At 50.3% G+C, this 17,949-nt stretch carries 14 protein-coding genes; 7 read left to right on the top strand and 7 right to left on the bottom strand.

The genetic code is table 11. From position 1 onward, the window contains the following. The first annotated feature begins 181 nt into the window (after positions 1 to 181). Positions 182 to 814 (top strand): hypothetical protein, encoded by a 633-nt coding sequence (locus J8Z22_RS11940; protein ID WP_252006561.1) that lies wholly within the window; start codon positions 182 to 184, stop codon positions 812 to 814. 132 nt (positions 815 to 946) lie between these two features. After that, positions 947 to 1,777: a hypothetical protein gene (locus tag J8Z22_RS11935; RefSeq protein ID WP_252006560.1), complete on the top strand. Its 831-nt coding sequence runs from the start codon at positions 947 to 949 to the stop codon at positions 1,775 to 1,777. A gap of 175 nt (positions 1,778 to 1,952) precedes the next feature. Here J8Z22_RS11935 and J8Z22_RS11930 read toward each other — a convergent pair whose 3' ends face one another. Both J8Z22_RS11930 and J8Z22_RS11925 read right to left on the bottom strand, forming a co-directional pair. Next, positions 1,953 to 3,665, bottom strand: coding sequence for an ATP-binding protein (locus J8Z22_RS11930; RefSeq protein WP_252006559.1), 1,713 nt, complete (start codon positions 3,663 to 3,665; stop codon positions 1,953 to 1,955). Beyond that, positions 3,662 to 4,978, bottom strand: coding sequence for an SIR2 family protein (locus J8Z22_RS11925; protein ID WP_252006558.1), 1,317 nt, complete (start codon positions 4,976 to 4,978; stop codon positions 3,662 to 3,664). Before J8Z22_RS11925 ends, J8Z22_RS11930 begins: the two co-directional genes overlap by 4 nt. A gap of 348 nt (positions 4,979 to 5,326) precedes the next feature. On the opposite strand from J8Z22_RS11925, the gene J8Z22_RS11920 reads away from it, so the two are divergent. After that, positions 5,327 to 5,758 carry a GNAT family N-acetyltransferase gene (locus J8Z22_RS11920; RefSeq protein ID WP_252006557.1) on the top strand — a complete coding sequence of 144 codons (432 nt, stop codon included), beginning with the start codon at positions 5,327 to 5,329 and terminating at the stop codon, positions 5,756 to 5,758. 608 nt (positions 5,759 to 6,366) lie between these two features. Further along, the gene (locus J8Z22_RS11915; RefSeq protein ID WP_028114873.1) at positions 6,367 to 7,731 is read left to right on the top strand and encodes an ammonia-forming cytochrome c nitrite reductase subunit c552; all 1,365 of its coding nucleotides are present in this window, start codon (positions 6,367 to 6,369) and stop codon (positions 7,729 to 7,731) included. A 157-nt stretch (positions 7,732 to 7,888) separates the two neighbouring features. Here J8Z22_RS11915 and J8Z22_RS11910 read toward each other — a convergent pair whose 3' ends face one another. After that, positions 7,889 to 9,319: a PLP-dependent aminotransferase family protein gene (locus J8Z22_RS11910; protein WP_252006556.1), complete on the bottom strand. Its 1,431-nt coding sequence runs from the start codon at positions 9,317 to 9,319 to the stop codon at positions 7,889 to 7,891. A 282-nt stretch (positions 9,320 to 9,601) separates the two neighbouring features. On the opposite strand from J8Z22_RS11910, the gene J8Z22_RS11905 reads away from it, so the two are divergent. The 3 genes from J8Z22_RS11905 to J8Z22_RS11895 all read left to right on the top strand — a co-directional run bounded on the left by J8Z22_RS11905 (position 9,602) and on the right by J8Z22_RS11895 (position 12,440). Further along, positions 9,602 to 10,168 carry a redoxin domain-containing protein gene (locus J8Z22_RS11905; RefSeq protein WP_252006555.1) on the top strand — a complete coding sequence of 189 codons (567 nt, stop codon included), beginning with the start codon at positions 9,602 to 9,604 and terminating at the stop codon, positions 10,166 to 10,168. 149 nt (positions 10,169 to 10,317) lie between these two features. Next, positions 10,318 to 11,487: an AAA family ATPase gene (locus J8Z22_RS11900; protein WP_252006554.1), complete on the top strand. Its 1,170-nt coding sequence runs from the start codon at positions 10,318 to 10,320 to the stop codon at positions 11,485 to 11,487. Between the two features lie 332 nt (positions 11,488 to 11,819). Further along, positions 11,820 to 12,440 carry a hypothetical protein gene (locus tag J8Z22_RS11895; RefSeq protein WP_252006553.1) on the top strand — a complete coding sequence of 207 codons (621 nt, stop codon included), beginning with the start codon at positions 11,820 to 11,822 and terminating at the stop codon, positions 12,438 to 12,440. A 75-nt stretch (positions 12,441 to 12,515) separates the two neighbouring features. Here J8Z22_RS11895 and lpxL read toward each other — a convergent pair whose 3' ends face one another. The 4 genes from lpxL to J8Z22_RS11875 all read right to left on the bottom strand — a co-directional run bounded on the left by lpxL (position 12,516) and on the right by J8Z22_RS11875 (position 17,615). Then, positions 12,516 to 13,460: an LpxL/LpxP family Kdo(2)-lipid IV(A) lauroyl/palmitoleoyl acyltransferase gene (gene lpxL, locus J8Z22_RS11890; protein WP_252006552.1), complete on the bottom strand. Its 945-nt coding sequence runs from the start codon at positions 13,458 to 13,460 to the stop codon at positions 12,516 to 12,518. A gap of 219 nt (positions 13,461 to 13,679) precedes the next feature. Continuing rightward, positions 13,680 to 13,985 (bottom strand): hypothetical protein, encoded by a 306-nt coding sequence (locus J8Z22_RS11885; RefSeq protein WP_252006551.1) that lies wholly within the window; start codon positions 13,983 to 13,985, stop codon positions 13,680 to 13,682. 454 nt (positions 13,986 to 14,439) lie between these two features. After that, on the bottom strand, positions 14,440 to 15,420 hold the full coding sequence (locus tag J8Z22_RS11880; protein ID WP_252006550.1) for a transposase: 981 nt from the start codon (positions 15,418 to 15,420) through the stop codon (positions 14,440 to 14,442). Between the two features lie 287 nt (positions 15,421 to 15,707). After that, positions 15,708 to 17,615 (bottom strand): methyl-accepting chemotaxis protein, encoded by a 1,908-nt coding sequence (locus tag J8Z22_RS11875; protein WP_252006549.1) that lies wholly within the window; start codon positions 17,613 to 17,615, stop codon positions 15,708 to 15,710. Positions 17,616 to 17,949: the final 334 nt, after the last annotated feature.

Here is a 17,949-nt window from a genome sequence, read left to right as displayed (position 1 = left end):
GTCAGTAACTACGAATGCGCACTTTCCACACCAATTGTTAGTTGAAAATTTCGGCAACTCTTCGCTAACTTATTGTTTGTATGTGAGAAAATAGAGTAAAGTAACTCAATTGCTGAGGTGTGGATTTCGGGCTTAGTGCGAATTCGCACTAATATACTGTTAAACGATTGGAGTAGTTAAAATGTCAGCATTTAAGAAAATGAAAAGCAATCAGTTAGAATCATTAAAGGTACTGCAAATTAAATTTAGTGCCGACTATGATGAAGAAGTTATAGATGCAATGTATTACGCTGCCTTAAGTGCTAAATCAAATTTAGAGCAGTGTTTGAGTAAAAAAGTTGAGGAAGTTGAAAGTGATGAACAACTTTCAGAGGACGAAAAATATTTCATTATAGATAGCTATTCAGATGATCATTATCTAAGTCGGCAAACAGTTGAGCTAGCGGAAGAAATGCAGATTGTAGCACTTTATAAAAGTGTGGAAATATCGATCAAAGACATGCTGAAATACAGTGGGCTGTTTACAAAAAAGCAGTTGGATAGTTTTTATCGAATAGGAGCCTTAAAAAAGGAGGTGTCCAAAAAAGTTTGTGCTTTAGATGGTTTGAAAAATTATAGATCTTATGATGAGCTAAGGTGTATAAATAACTGTATTAAACATAGTGGTAGGGCAAACAAAGAACTTTCGAAATTCAATGGGTGGAATGTTGGGGATAAAATAGTAGAGACTAATGATCACTACACAAGGCTTAAAGACGATGTTCGAGAATTCGTATTTAATCTGCGAGATGAACTTCTGAGTAAAATCGTTTAACAAACTGTTTAAGAGGGATTCGCAACACGTGGAATTTTCATTATGCATTGGTTTTAGTGATTAAGGTGGTATGCGGCGGCAACAGTATTGCGTTGCTCACCCCTTAACAGGGCGTTATGTCTCTGAGAGAGTATGTCTAAAGAATTTAATAAAATAGTCAAAAATATGAATGCAGCAATGGCTCCATACGTTGATGCGATGAATCGTGTCGCTGAAAAGTATCGACCAATAGCTGAAGCTTTTTCAACTGAAATTGATAGAGCGCAGAAAGCACTTGCGCCTGTGGCTCAAGAAATCCAAAAATCTATTGAGCAAGTCGTTGCTCAAGCCCAGAAGTGGCAAGAGGAAAGAAAAGTAGAAGTCTCATTAATGGCTGAAAATGGATGGTTTCCTAATTGGTTTACCTTCTTTTATCGCCCAGATAAAGAAGTAGAATCTCTTGATGAACTAATGGTCTTGCATATCGATGAATGTTGGAATGAAATCAAAGAGAAGATGATTGAATTCTGTCCAAATCGAGCTCATGTTTTTGAGGTTATTTTTAAGCTTCACGAGGAAGGAAACTATATCGCATCTATTCCATTGATATTTTCACAAGCAGATGGAGTATGCGGAGAAGAGTTTACATATTTCTTTTCTGCAGACCCGAACACCAAGAAAAAAGCTTCAGATACTATTTTGGAAAAATTTGAAGATGGAGAGGTGAAATTAAATTTCTTCACTCAGTTTCTATTGGAGCCATTCAAGACAAAACTTCAACTATCCAATGGGTCTTCAAAAAGTAGTAAGAAATTTAAGAGCAAGGGGCCAAATCGACATGGGATACTTCATGGTAGTAGAAAACACTTAGATTTTGGAACTAAGCTAAATGGGTATAAAGCCATCTCATTTCTAGCTTTTCTGATTTATACAACTAAAGATGAGTTTAAAAAAGATATAACAAAAAGCTCAAGCAAGGACTGAGGTTGACCCGCAATAGTGGACACGAGTGACCGCAATGTGGCGTGCGCTGCCTGTCAACCAGGCTGCGCTTCCAACCCTACACCTAAGGACATGATCCCGTTATAGATCGCTTCGGCGCCAAAAGCGGTCGTTCGCAATTTCAATTGCCCAACTCAGCCCCCCTGAACGAAGTTTTCTACCAGTAGCTTTGATAACTTGGGCTATCCGACTTTGGTCTCGGCTCAGGCTTATGGACTTGGATCGTTAGAGGTATCGGAAAATCTACACCTACAACCGCTATCTCTCCTTGCTTAAGATTCGGCAGAAACTCAATCATAGACTTGTCTACTTCACCACATGCCCGCTCAACCAGTTCACGATCATTACTATTGGTCAAACGATGAACAAGCAATGTCCCCATCTGACTGATCACTCCCTCTGTAATATCTCTAGGTCTTTGGGTAGTAAGACAAATGTTGAGACCATACTTACGCCCTTCTTTAGCAATGATTTCAAAGGCATCAAGGCGTATCGCATACTCTTCAAAGCCCACCTTTTTCCCCAAAAAGTTGTGAGCTTCATCCACTACTGCTAGCAAAGGCCGCGCAGTGAATCTCTCGCTTCTAGCGTAAGACAAGAGCTTACGACCTATCACGTTCGCTAAGATCTCTCTGGCGTTGAACTCATAACTTGTTGCACTTAGACACAATCGAAGAACTTGGCTTTGAGAGCGTAAAAAATCATCCAAAATATCCCCTAATGAAGGGCTTTGAGCCTCTTCAAATACCACAGAAAACGAAGGAGATTTGAGTACAGATTGGATGCGGGTGAATAACGAGGAGCAATAGCCCAGATCGTTTGTAGGATTTCCCCATGAATCATTATTTGACCAACAGCATTCCTGTTCAATTTGCTTCATGAGCTTTTTCACATTGAATGGCTGTGACGGCAAATCAACTAAAGCAGAAAACGGTACCTGAGTTTGAGGGTGCCTCTTACGCATCGATGCTCTAAATGCTGCTTTAGACTGGTTGACCTTCATTAGAACACCATCTTGTCCTACAGACGGGTCTAGATGAACCAACCTTAAACTACGTATCGCCTCCCGGAGCTTGGGTCCCTGCACCTTCCCTGACGGTTCGAATAGCGTTAAGAAATCAGACTCAGTGAAATCTGTGGGTGGTATTTTAAAAGGTAATGAAGCCTCATTGGTATGAAGTGGGCTTCCTAAGTGACGGTGCATCGTATATGCCTCTGGGAGGCTGCGATACTCACCAGTCGCATCGAGTACGATCACCTTTGCATTGAAAAACTTTGCACACTCTTGAATCAATCGAGCTGTAGTCCAACTCTTACCACCGCCAGTAGAACCCAGAATTGCACAGTGTCTTCCAAAAAGTTTCTCAGGACTGATGGCTACATCACTCGCAATGCCATCAGCAACTGCACCAAGGTTAATCAATCTAGGATTATCGTTTGAAATACTACTGTCTGACAGCTCTGGTAACTTTGCTATGAACTCGGAAGGTGCTGAATAAACACTATCCCCAATTCTCGGATAAGTCGTGACACCAGCGGAGACAGCTAAGGAACTCAGACACACAGAGCCCAGTACCTGCATATAACCAATAGCATCAATCTCATCTTCGGGATTGCCTCCCGTAAGGCCTTGTCGTTCCCTTTCAGGCAGCCTTACATCCAGTACCTTACCCAGAGTCAAACCTGTTTGCCCCTCAATTAGGACAACCTCTCCGACTTCTCCTCTGCCATATCGACCACCATTGTGATAGCTCGCAGACTTCAAGCCAGCCTTCGTGAGATTCAGTGTGATACCTTTAGCGTTGACTCCGGCTATCACACCTATTTTAAGAGCAGAGTTGAGTACGCCACACTCCAAGGAATCAATCACCTGTTCGCCCCCGCCAGTAAACGCTGAACATCATTGCCTAACTGCTCAGCAGGGCTCAGTGCGGTGAGGTTTGGTATCAATTCAGCTAACTGCTTAAAGGACGCATTGATAAAAGTCACATCAGCTCCGCTAGAAGCCAACTTCTGCCAGTAGTGACTCCCTGCCCCGCCAATTTGTTCACGAGCAGCATAATCACAGACAATCAGTTTCAGGCTAGGATTTGCCTTGACCGCTGACAAAACAGGTTCAGATAAATGGTCATCATTGAATCCAAAACCACTAACGACTAGACACGCATTCGGCAATCGTAAGAATTCCAAGTATCGTGACAACAGTTCCAAATGCGGTTGTATAAATGCTTGTTGATACTTGCCTTTCGCTGGGTATATCAAGCAAGCAGAATCAGGAGAGGGGTGCTGAACTTCAAAAATACCATCGCCCCGACGCTCCCAACTCACAGAACCATGCAGTTTGTAGAGTTGAATTACCCCTTGGATAAACGCCTGTTCCTCACTCGCTCGATTCACTACGTCGAAGTTGAAATATTGACCATCGAAACGTCTTCGTCTGGTGTATGAGAAACCATCAACAACCATCATGCCTAAGTCAGAAGAAGCTGTTTCAAAGCACATATCGTAATTAGTAGTAAAAACCTTCAGCCGAGGATCTCTCGTGCGTCGCCTTGCTAGCTTCCTCAACATTTCGGTATAGGCTGATATGTCAGACTGAGGATCATCCAAAAACTCAGAACAAGCTTCTAAAATGACTGCCTTGCAACTGCTTACAAAGGGCTTCACCTCTTCATCCTCTGGATAAACCACCAAGTACGCATCACAAGCAGATAAGAAATGCTCGATATTGGGTGATTCTAAATCCGTATACCTCACCTTTTCGCAAACAGCTTGAGCATCTTTCCGAAACTGTTCAATGGCAGGAATACTAGAGTTGTACTCTCCATTGGTGAACAGGCATCGAACCCATAGGTCCCACATTGATGGTCCCCTAGGCTCTACTAGCGATGCTCCACTACCAGCGAACAATGCAAGATTGGGAAGCTGTAACGCTTTAGAGAGGAACTCAAGAGCCTTTTGGCGGTTGTTTGCAAGTAAACCTTTTAGGTCATCATTCAAAGGCTGATTGTGATGAACCCTAGTCATAGTTTCCTCATTCAAAGGCAGCCAGAGGCTTGAACCTGAAAGCCTTACAGCCAATTCTCCTTTTAGAATATCCTGCCGTGGAGGCAATTGCGGAGGCGGAGGTGGTACTTGACCAAAAACTTCAGCAGCACTTCTATTTGGGGTTTCATCAATCATCAGGGCAACCACGTTCGAAAAATGACCACCCATTGTACTCTCACAGACTTGATTAAACCATCATCTAACAGGCTTAAGATACTGGTTTGAAATAGCTTATTCTTCACAAGCTACACGGGGTTCAAAGGGTCAGAGTCATTGAAAGCCTCAATGACCGCAATGTGGCGACAGGAGCCTGTCAGTTGGACAGCGAGCCATTGCCACAGTGGCAGTTCGCTTTGGGCGCCAATAGCGGTCAATCAACCTGAGCATTCCTGTGATCAAACCTCTTGTGGGTAGGATGTCTAAAGGGTAAAGTGCGCAACTCGCGGCTGCACATAGATTTCAGTCACTACAAGAGAAACTACGATGATTGTAGAAAATGTGCTTCCTGAAGATTACGTAGAAATGCTTAGTGTTTGGGAAAACTCAGTCCGAGCAACTCATAGCTTCATAACAGAGGAAGATATTGAGTTTTTTAAACCCGTTATCATCGAGCAGGCGTTTCCTGCTGTGACGCTGATGTGCGCCAAGAATGAGCAGGGGGCAATCCTTGGCTTCGTGGGTGTCCATGACGCAAAGGTTGAAATGTTGTTCATCTTAGATGAGGCAAGAGGGCGAGGCACTGGCAAGACTCTACTGCAATACGCAGTTGAGCAGCTAGAGGCAACCAAAGTCGATGTAAATGAGCAGAATCCACTGGCTGTAGGCTTTTATGAGCATATGGGATTTAAAGTCGTTTCACGCTCACCCCTTGATGATATGGGAAAACCATTTCCAATTCTGCATATGTCACGTTAAAGCTCGGTTGTCGTAACCCAGTTTGCTAGAAGAAACGCCCAAAGCTAACAACTTTGGGCGTTTCCGTATGCATTGCGTTTTGAAGCAACAAGTCACCGATAAGTGACCCCTTAGTCGCGGTCGGATTCTTGAGGTCAAAATCCTGCATTCGCATACTAAAGAGTAGCCATTGGCTATGTACATTTTCATTACCTCGACAAATCTATACGGGTTGAAAGATTGGTGATTTACAACGTTGCTTCACCCAGTTTTGGCTTTAAGTGATGGCGGCATATGGCATCTTCTAGGCCAATTTTGATGTGCTATCAGGCGAGTTGGAAGGCGATGACAAACGCTCTGAGGTAGGTGTTTTTGCCTCATCCAGCATGGTTATTTCTTTATTAACTCTATGATAAAACGTGACTTATAGAGAACCTCCAGCTCCGTCTTGTTTTTGGCGCTGTGGCGGTAAATATTTTCAAAAACTCAAACTAATTTCAGCAAAAAGTGGCCTATACAGTGATCCTAAATCGGTTTCACGGCCAATACCCCCAAAGGGGTATGCATGCGCTTCAATCCCCTGCCTATGATTCTTCTCGAAAGATAATAAAAACCTCGGAGAGGATGATATGAAACAACTGAATAAACTCGCTGTAGCCGTTGCCATTGCTGTACTTAGCGGTTCGGCGTTGGCCAAAAACGCCCCGGAAGATGCCAACAACATTACCTGGAAGGATAAGTACCCTGAACAGTACGCTTCCTGGGCATCGACCATCGAGTCCACCGAGCAGGGCGACATTCTGGAGCACGATCCAATGATCGTGATTCTCTATGGCGGTTATGGTTTTGCCAAAGACTACAACAAGCCTCGCGGTCACCAGTTTGCTGTTGCTGACTTGACCCGAAGCCTGCGTACCGGCGGCCCGATGACCGACTCTGAAGGTCCAATGCCGGCTTCCTGCTGGGGCTGTAAGACTCCGGATCTTGGTCGCATGTACGACAAGATCGGCGAAGCCAACTTCTCCGACAAGAAGTGGGGCGCCACCGGTCACGAGATCGGCAACAACGTAGGCTGTGCCGATTGTCACGACGCCGAAACCGGCAAACCGACTCCGGCGCGTCCTTTTGCCATGCGCGGTTTTGCTGCGGCGGGTCAGAAGTTTGAAGACCAGGAGCCCAACATCCAGGCGGCCATGACCTGTGCCCAGTGTCACGTCGAGTACTACTTCGATGGCACCGACCATAAGAAAGTGAAGTTCCCATGGAACGGTGGTCAGAACCCAGATGCCATGCTGGCCTACTACGACGCGCTCAACTTTAAAGACTGGACTCACAAGATTTCCAAAGCGCCGATGCTGAAAGCGCAGCACCCTGAGTGGGAAACCTGGCAGCCCACGGCGCACGCCGAGATGGACGTGACCTGTATCGATTGTCACATGCCAAAGGTTGAAAGTGCTTCCGGTAAAGAGTTCACCAAGCACAACGTCGGCAATGCCATCGATAACTTCGATCAGACCTGCTCTAACTGCCACGACACCAAGGCCGAGCTGGTTGACACCATCGCCATGAACAAGAAAGCGGTTCACAAGGCTCAACTGGCTGCTGAAGATGTCATCGTTAAGGCCCACTTCGAAGCGGGTGAAGCCTGGAAAGCCGGTGCCACCGAAGCGGAAATGAAGGGCGCGCTCAAGCTTATCCGTCATGCTCAGTGGTACTGGGATTACGCCATCGCCTCTCACGGCATCCACGCCCACAACCCGGAGCTCGCTCTGGAAGAGTTGGCCAAAGCCAAGAAGATTGGTAAAGAGGCTCGCGCAGCCCTTAAGACTGTTCTGTCGAAGCATGGCGTTGCCAAAGTGAGCTTCCCTGACTACTCAACCAAGGCAAAAGCTCAGGTGCTGGTAGGTCTGGACAAAGCCAAGCTCGATGCCCAGAAGAAAACGTTCCTGGAGGAGCGCGTACAGAAGGAGTGGCCCATCAAAGTTGAATTTTAATCTCAGTCTCTCAAGCTTTTTTACGCCCTGATAAGGGCGGTCTCTCGGGCTGATTTCCTACTGCTCAAAATTGGAAAGCAGTCATTTCGCAGGAAGATCCTATCGGGTCCTCCTGCTTTTTTTTGTTCCTAAATGGCGGTTGAACGCTACCGAGCCATCAGACCGCCCGGGGCAGCGTCGGCAACAGGCTTTTAATGAGTTCACCCAGGGTTTTAATGGCGTTCAACCTTGAATCGGTGAGTTCGAAAGAGACGTTTAAACGGAAACAGTGATTGTGAAAATCGCCGGCAGAGAACATCTTGCCCGGCGTAATGCAGATGTTGTGTTGCAACGCGCGTCGATAGAGCTCAGTGGCGTCGAGATCGGCGGGCAACTCCAGCCATAAGAAGTACCCACCCTCGGTACAATTGATGTTTACTTGCGCCGGCAAGTGATTTCGCAGTGCCTGCCAGGTGGCAAATTTTCTCTGTTCCAGGGTTCTGCGTAACTGGCGCAGGTGTCTTTCGTAGTTGCGAGTGGACAGGTAGGAGGCCAGCGTCATTTGAATTGGTGCACTGGTGGAGAGGGTGCTCATCATCTGCAGCTTTTGAATGGGAACGGCCATTTTACCTGCCGCAACCCAACCGATACGAAATCCGGCCACTAACGACTTGGAAAAGGAGGAGCAGTGCAGCGTCTTGCCGTGGCGATCAAAGGCTTTTGCCGGCAGCGGCTTATCGCTGCCGAAATAGAGTTCGTTGTAGACGTCGTCTTCAATCAGGTAGACGTCGTACTTAGCCAGTAAGGCCATTAACCGCTTCTTCTTGTCCGCCGACAGGGTGAACCCCAATGGATTCTGGTGATTGGTCATCAACCAGCAGGCTTTCACCGGATGGGATTGCAGGGCATTTTCAAGCGACTCCAGATCAATGCCCTCCGTTGCGTGAGTTCTTACCGACAGGGCCCTTAGGTTCAGCCTTTGCAGTGACTGCAGTGCGCCGTAAAACGTGGGCGACTCCACCACCACCCAATCGCCCGGCTCAGTGACCGATTGCAGGCTCAGATTCAGTGCTTCCAATGCGCCGGTGGTAATCACGATTTCATCGGGGTGCACCGTCATTCCTTGGGCGGCATAACGCTTGGCGATGTGCTGCCGAAGCTCCAGGTTCCCGGGCGGCAGGTTATCCATGGCACTGGAGGCGGGCAGGGTGCGAGCGGTATTGATCAGCGACTTGTTGATGTGTTGGCGAGGGTAGAGGGTGGGATCGGGGTGCACCTTGCCAAAATCGGTGATGTTGGGGGTACGGCTGGCTTGAAGCACTTCAAAAACAAAGTCGTTAATGTCTACAGACTCGGTCTTTTCAACCGGTTCATTGGCGGGAACCGAGTCACTGTTTTCAATCTTGGGAGCAACAACATAGCCGGACCGCGCCCGTGAGACCACCCAGCCCTGGCTTTCTAACACCTGATAGGCGTGCACCACCGTCATCAGGCTTACTCCGGACAGTTCGGCCTGCTTCCTGAGGGAAGGGAGTTTGTCTCCGGTTTGCCAGACCTCGTTCTGGATTTGGCTGCGGACCTGCTTGATCAGCTCCTCGTACTTTTTCACCGGGATTAGCCTCTTATCATCATCACAGTTAAGCGGGTGGTCGCGATCATACCAGTTCCTCAGTACATCTGTTATGCATAAATACGCTACTTTTGTGTCTATTATGGTTTCTGGTCTGGCCCTACACTGCCAGTTGTTTCACTCCCCGACTCTGATGTGACTGTCGCATCGGCTGCACTTTCATCTGCAAGGGGGGGGAGACGCTCGCTCATTACCGAGCATCGCTGCCTTGGACAGTGAGGTTTCAGGTGATGCGAATGATCGACAAGTGATGAAATGGCCGTGATTTCATCGCTGATAAATCAGGGGAAAGACAAAGTGATGATGTCAAACAAGGTCAAAGGCGGGTCTCAGTTTCCCTCTATCGAACTGCCAAAGCTGGGTGGCGGTAGACTTAATCTTGGTGCTCCGGAAAAAAAGACCAACTGGAAAATGGTGGTGGTGTATCGCGGCGGGCACTGCCCGATGTGCACTCGATACCTGAAGAAAATCGGCGAGGCTAAGCCGGCGTTTGCCAAGCTGGGCGTGGATATTGTTGCCACCTCTGCGGACAACGAGTCACAGGCGCTGGAGCACTTCATGCAGCTGAAAGTAAACTACCCGGTAACCTACGGTTTGACCGTAGAGATGATGCGGGAACTCGGGCTGTATATCTCTCGTCCGCTCTCAACCGGCGAGACCAATCACTTCTACTCCGAACCGGGTGTTTTCATCATTAATGACCGCAATGAGATTCAGATATTGGATATCTCCAATGGCCCGTTCGCGCGTCCAGAGATCGATGTGCTGTTAAGCGGCATCGATTTCATTCGAGACAAAAATTACCCGGTAAGGGGCACTTTTAATTAGTCCGGGGCCAAGCCGAAATGGCCTAAGTCTTTGTCATAACCGGTTTCTAAGGCTTAATCGCATTTGCAATCGACGGCGGTTGGCGGTTTTTCCTCGCACAAGCGGGATGTTAAGGTAGGCCTTTCGAGTCGACCGACATCATCCAGAGTATGCTGAACGCGTTTGTCATTGAGAACTATCGCTCCATTCGTAACCTTCGTATTCCGTTGGGGCCGCTGACGCTGATCACCGGCGGCAACGGCTGTGGCAAATCCAATCTCTACCGGGCATTGCGGTTGCTGGCGGAAACCGCTCAGGGCGGCGTAGTCAGCGCTTTGGCCCGTGAGGGCGGGTTGATCTCTACCATGTGGGCCGGACCCGATGAAATTACGGCAGCGATGCGACGCGGGGACGTTGAGGTTCAGGGCTCGGGTCGCAATCGCCACTCGCGCTTGAAACTGGGCTTTACCGGAGAGCCCTTTAGCTACGCCATTGGACTGGGTATGCCGGAGCCGGTACCAGGCAGTGTGTTCAACCTGGATCCGGAAGTGAAGCGGGAAGCGATTTGGGCCGGGCAGCGCTGGCGTCCCGGCGCTGAGTTGGTGGGGCGGCAGGGGCCGATGGTCAAAAGCCGTGACGGACGCAGTTTCAGGGTGATCAGCCAGCATCTACCGGCTTACGACAGCATGTTTGATCAGGTCGCGGACATACAGGCGACGCCAGAGCTGTTTGCGTTGCGGGAATCGATGCGGCGATGGCGCTTCTACGACCATTTTCGCACCGACCCGGAGGCGCCGGCGCGTCAGTCTTCCATTGGCAGTAGAACCCCGGTTCTGCACCACGACGGCCGTGATTTGGCTGCGGCACTGCAGACCATACGTGAAGTGGGCGATGAGCGGGGCTTGGATCAGGCCATAGACCGGGCGTTTCCCGGCTCACGATTGAATATCGACATCAGCGCAGACAACCGCTTTACCCTGAGCTTAATGCAACCCGGCATGCTCAGGCCGCTTACCGCCGCCGAGCTCTCGGACGGCACTCTGCGTTATCTTCTGCTCACTGCGGCGTTGATGACCCCCAGGCCGCCGAACTTGATGGTGCTGAACGAGCCGGAAACCAGCCTGCACCCGGACCTTCTGCCCGCTCTCGGGCAGTTAATCATTGAGGCGTCGGCTCACAGCCAGGTGTGGGTGATCTCGCATGCGCCCAGACTCATTGCCAGCCTAGAGAAAAGCGATAATTGCCACTCAATACAGCTGCATAAGCCTTATGGCGAGACAGAGGTGATGGGGCAGTCGATGCTGGATCAGCCGCCATGGAGTTGGCCGACCGGGTTGTAATCGGGATACCGCTGTGTCCATTGAGTTAACTGTCACGAGCGGTGGCTCCCTTGTTCCATATTGCTAGCAACAATCAACATCAATGGCAATGTTGCCACTGTTTGGGCGACGAAAAGCCGTTACAGTAACTCCGGTTGTTGGCGAAGGCAGGCGCTGTAAGGCCTAGCGGTAGTTCACAGTCAAAATGCCCGTCTGAGTGCGATGTCAATTTTGCTCGAAATGTCACAGATTTCCCATTTAATCAGAAGCTTATTAAAAATCTGGTCGCCCATCCCTGTTGTGACTCCGAGTCACATTCGTTTTGATAAATCTGATAATAAGGAAAGGGTCAAATGAAAAGAGCAGCAATAGGAGTTGGCTTGCTGTGTGCGTTTGCAGTGATGGCCGACGATGCAGTGCCTTATGAGCGCAGTGTGTTTCGTCTTCTGGATACCGAGTCCGGCTTGTGTTTAACGCCAAGCGAACTCAATGAAGGGGCAGTCATTACGCTGCAAGGTTGTGGTAGCGGCGAGGGCTATTGGGTCAACCTGGGGACCAAGGTTGCGCCTCTGCTGAATACCACACTGGCGCTTTCGGGGGACGTTCAATCGCTGTTTTTAGCCAGCGAATCGGCATTGGCTATCGACTCCAATGGCACGATCAAAGGGCAGACAGAGTTGTTTGAGGATGAAGTCTGCCTGGATCGTTGGGCGACGCCCGTGGAATACGCCGACGAAAGCCAGAGTGTGTATTGGCTGACTGAGTGCCAGTATGCCAATCAGGACGAGAAGTACTCGACTCAATATCTTATTGAGCAGGGGGGCGTTCAGCAGTGGCACCCTGACGTACTGTATCAGCAAGGTGAGGTGGTGATCTTTGAGGGTAAGCTGTGGCGGACCCGTTGGGAATCGAAAGACTCTCAACCCATTGCCGGCAACTACGAGTGGCACTCCTGGGTGGAGCTCGATCAGTAATTGGCAATACAGCACGGGTCGCCATCGCGGCCCGTTTTAAGCTGTGGCCGTTTTTGGGGATGGCGATTCGAGGGGCTAGTAGCGACACTCTATTCCCGGCGGAGTGGTTTTGAATCGTTTGTGCAGCCACATCCATTGAGTCACCCCTTTCATAATCATGGCTTCGAGACGGCGGTTAATTACCGTTGCCGCTTCTATCGGGTTGGGGGGGATTTGCTGACTAAAATCCGGGTCGACCTCAAGAATGTAGGTGTCCTCCTGTCTCATGCTAACGGCAGATACCACCGCACAGCCGGTTAACTTCATCAGTACCCCTGGGCCGGCAACGGTGCTGGCCTGGATACCAAAAAAGGGGGCGAACACCGAACCATTGGGGCCGTAGTCGTGGTCGGGTAAGTACCAGAGTCGTTCACCAGATTTCAGCACCTTTATCATGGATTTTATGTCCTTTCGATCGACCAGTTGATTGCCATTTCGAGTTCGTCCCCAGTGTTGGATAAACTCATAGGCTGGATTGGAATGGGGGCGGTAGACGCCATAACCCGGAGCAAAGGTACTGAAGATTCGTGCGGTCATTTCTAGGTGAAAGAAGTGGCCACAAATAATAAGCACGCCGCGCTGACGTTGCTGCTGTTGCAATAGCTCCTCTTTGCCAAAAGAGTCTGTATGGGCGTGAATTCGCCACGATGGCCAAAACCAGGCGAATCCTGTCTCCATCAATGCCATGCCGGCATTTTGAAAATTCTGTTTAACCCACTGTTCGATAATTTCGTCGGAATGGTTGGGAAAGCACAGGCTGAGATTGGTCCTGGCGACATGAGCTCGTTTCTTCAGCAGTTGCCTGGCAAGATCCCCGATCAAGAAGCCGATCCGTCTAAGAGCTCCATACGGGAGCACATTGACCAGCAACGCCAGTAGTCCGAAACCGAGCCACACACACCAGTATTTGGGGTGAAGTAGGCGCAACTCGAGTTTGGGGTGGGGTACCGTGTTTACGCGATCAAAGGTTATCTCTGTCATGGCTGTCCTACCTGGTGGTTTTTGTGGCGGTCATCCCCGTCCCGCCGTGCTATCCCTGGCCACAATCATGGTGTCGCCGGTGGCAGTGCGATGGCGGTTGACCGGGCCGTATTGACGCACGGTCAACAGGGGGAGCAATCCGCTGCGGGGGCAATAGCTAGTTATTGGGGGAGGGCATCCCGGCGCCCCAAGGCACCGGGTGTGGTTTCGGCGTTGGCCTTATTTTTGAAACTGGGTGGCCAACCAACGAATCGATGTTTGGTAGTCCGGGTATTCGAGCAGCATCTGCTGGACAAATTGATCGTTTGAAATCTGCTTTTTATACAGCTGATAAGTGAGTTCGGTGAACTGTTCTACCTGCGCATCGGTGTCGATGGGCACCCGCTTGTAGGAGGGATTCTTCTTGATGCTGTCGACAACCGCATCCAACCTTTGGGTGTAGCCGCTGTCGTCAAAGGCCGGGTGGGACGAACAACCCTGTAGCAGGATGCAGCTTGCAATGAGCATCGATAGTAGTATCCGCATGGTGAACTCTCTCCTTTAAAACATGAATCTGGGCGGAAGTACCTCAACCCGGGGGCGTGTTGGCCTACAGCCTTTGCCGCTATGGCAGTGAGTAATTGTTGCTGCGAAGTGTAATCACAGCCGAATTACATCTCTGTAACCGATTGTATCTTGGGAGGTTAAATCGAGAGGAAAATCAGGCCGCAGCGGGCTTTCAGGCACAGAAACATATAAAGACACCCAACCGGAACATGAAAAGACACCCAACCTTCTAAGCCCAATAACCACTATGAATCTCGGAGCTAGCTGACTTCAGGTGGGGAGTTTGCGCGGCGCCGTATCGAGTTGTCGCGAGCAGAAACAACACTTAAAAGCGACGCTTGGTTGAGTTTCAAGAAAGGTCTGCACAGGGGGAGGGCTCTGTATTCCTTAAAGAATGACAGAGTTCTGAAAAAATGGTGATGAACTAAACTGACTATGCACCAAAAAGGCGCCTTGCATTTCCAGAACCACGGATTCGGTGCAAACCATCAGTTTGTCGACAGTGCTGCAGGCTGTGCAATCGCCCTGCAAGATGACAGAACTGATCTTCAAAGCCCTCGGTCAATTCAATCCAGCTGCTCAAGTCGATGTTCAGTCGCTGCAACAGCGTGCCACTGCAAGCAGGAATAGCGCCGACTTTGCCTTCTTTGAGGGCTAGGCCGGTGAACTCCACCAGCTCTAAATAATCGTTAAGGTGGCAGGGCAAGGAATGTGTACCTAGGTCATTGCTACTAAAAGGTTTTAATCGTTCTGGCTGCTTTCCTTTTAGGGCCGCTCGAATGCGCATCTGAATGCTGGTGAAGTCGGATTTTTCCGGCGTCTTCGCCATGCCGGCACGAATGGGGTTGAGATCAACGTAAGCCATGCACGATAACAGCGCCTGTTCATCCAAAAGCGCCTGTGATTTGAATCTTCCCTCCCAAAACCGACCGGTGCATTCGTCTTCTTTATTGGCTTCGCGCGCAATGTACTCGTTAAGCGAACGCATAAACCAACTTAAATCAGCTAAGCGATTGCGATACAGCGAGGCTTTGTTATCCACCTGACTCAGTTCAGCGCTGGTGAGTGTGTTGCGTAATTCATCGTCACAATAACGTCGGGTTAAATCCGTACCCGCAAACAGTCGGTGCCATCGAGTGAGGACTTCCAGAGTACTCCAGGCCTTGGCCTTTTGCTCATCTACGTGCAGTACCACATGGGTGTGATTCGTCATCACCGCAAAGGCACAGATTTCAATGGCAAACGCCTGACTTAATTCGAGTAACCGATTTTCAACCCAGTCTCGGCGGTGCTCGTAACTGATGCCGGTGTAGGCATCGACACCGCAAAGATAACTGCGGCGAACACAACGACTGACGCAATGGTAGAAGGGCGTATCCTGCAGTGATATCAACTGGCTTCTGGCTTTGGGCATGGTCTCATCCTTGAAACTCACAAAAGTACAGTGTAGATGAACACCAATGTAGCCAGATTGGTATGGATGTCATGTAAGGTTTTATGGGTGTCGTGTGAAGGGACATCTAGCAGACTGGTATGGGTGTCATGGTATGTATTCTGGGTGTCATGTGAAGGGGCATGAAATTAATATGGGTGTCATGCTATGGGGGCGTTGAAGGGGGAGAATGGGGGGCGAATCGGTCGTGGTTGTCGGTAGCCAAGAAAAAAGGCCGCATTTGCGGCCTTTGTGATTCCGGCAGAGGGTTAGCTGAGCTTGAACTTGCCTACGACTGCTTTCAGTTGGCTGTTTGCCGCGGAAAGGTTGAGTGTTTCCGCTTCCGTCGCCCGGCCGTTGGAGGAGAGCTCCATTACAATTTCGCGAATGGTGGTGATGTTGCGGCTGATCTCGGTGGCGACCGAGCTTTGTTCCTCTGCTGCGGTGGCGATGTGGGTGTTGAGATCGTTGATGCGCGCCACCGATTGAACGATGTCATCCAGATCGCTGGACACCGCATTGGCTCCGGTCGCGGTCTGCTCGCAACTGGTCTTGGTGATGCCCATCGCCTCGATGGCTGCGGCGCTACCCTGATGCAGCTTGGCCAGGGTGGCTTCGATCTCTGCGGTGCTTGATTGGGTGCGGGCTGCCAGGGCGCGCACCTCGTCGGCCACCACGGCAAACCCTCGACCCTGCTCACCGGCGCGGGCTGCCTCGATGGCGGCATTCAGCGCCAACAAGTTGGTTTGATCGGCAATCTCACCAATCACTTTCAACACAGACGTGATGTCGTCGGTGTCTTTGCCGATGTTGGTGATGTTGTCCGAGGTGGTGTCGACGTCGATGACCAGCTGTGACACGGTCTCGGTAGCCGACGTAACGATGGCCTTGGAGTCGTTGACCTTGACGTTGGTGTCGGTGGTGAAACGGGACGCTTCGGCAGCGTTTCGAGCAACGTCGTTGGCGGTGGCGCTCATCTCTTCGATGGCGGTAACTACTTGCTCGGTCTCGGTGGTGTGGGTCTTTAGCACGCCGTTGTTTGATTCGGTCTGGGCTTGCACCAACTCCACCGATCGAGTGATGTGGTCGGAGGCCTTGGACACCTCATGCATCATGGTTTGCAGGTTACCAATAAAGCGGTTGATGCCCTGGGCGATGTGCGCCAGATGGTCATCGCCTTCCACCGGTAGCCGGCGGGTCAGATCGCCGTTGCCCTGGCCAAGCTCGGTCACCAGTTCATCGAGGGAGAGAATGGGTCTGAACAGTACGTTTAGGATCGCCAGGGACAGCGCCACACCGATGGCCAACAGTACCACAGACAGGATGAGCGCATCGCGCAGCGCCTTGTCCAGGGCGGCATAGGCTACCGCTTTCTCCACTCCGACAAACAAGTACCAGCTCTTACCATTGATCAGAGGGATCTCGCGGGTGAACGCCAGCTTGTCGACGCCTTTCAATACGTAGTCAGTGGTGGCCTCCTGGCTGCCGAGCATGGCAACCCCGACGTTATCCATACCCAGTTCGGAGAAGCGTGTACCCTGAGACAGCAGCGGTGAAGTGGAGACCAGCGCCTTACCTTTGCCGTCCATGATGGCGGCGACGGAGCCGGGGAAGTCCACACTGTTGACGGTTTTCTGCAGGATACTCAGCTCGATGTCACCAAGGATGACGCCATCGGCGACCTTTTTGACCACAGATACCACCTGGTTTCCGTTGCTGGCATCGGTGTAGATGTCGGTGACGTCCAGTACGCCCGCCGCCATCGCCTGGCGATACCAGGGACGCACTCGTGGATCGTAGCGAGCGGTATCGGCAACACCGTCATGCCAGTAGCCGCCCTCGAACGTGGAGAAGGCGCGACCATCTTCCAGGCCGACCAGCAGTTCGCTGACGCCGCTGGCACTGCGCATCATTCGTACGTCCTCGACGTATTCCTCCGCGCTTAGCCCAGGCTGGTAGTGTTCGGCCATGGCGGAGACCGCCTCTTGCTTGGATTCGAACCAGGTCTCAATATTCTGAGCTTCGTAGTGAACGACCGCTTCAGACTGGCGGTTTACGCTGTCGATGACGCTGCTCTTAAGGTTCAGATAGGACAGCCAGTTGGCGGCGACCAGACACAAGGTCACCAGGACCACCACGGATAAGATGATGGATCGTTTAAAACCCAGGGTTTTCAATTTTTACTCGCATTACAAAAAGAAGGGGGAGCCTTGCGGCTCAAAGGGGGGCGCAATTTTACCTTAATATCGGTTATTCAGCTAGTTACTCCGAAATAAACCGCTTGTAAGTTGACATGCAATGGCTGATATCGTGACCGTAATGGCAGTTTTATCGCCTCTGGGGTAGCAATTTTACCGCTTTGAAGCGGCCGACGGTTTGACTGCCCTGCAATCAGTAACCTTGGCGGGTCGGCATCGAGCTGAAAGGGCTGTTTTTGCAGGCCAGATCTCACCGAAGCGAGCGGGTGCTGTTTAATTGTCGATTTATTGACCTTGTGGCTGATAACCTGAC

The sequence above is a fragment of the Ferrimonas sp. SCSIO 43195 genome, from assembly GCF_023716685.1.
Classification (GTDB): Bacteria; Pseudomonadota; Gammaproteobacteria; order Enterobacterales; family Shewanellaceae; genus Ferrimonas; species Ferrimonas kyonanensis.
This window is presented reverse-complemented; position numbering and strand designations above follow the sequence as displayed.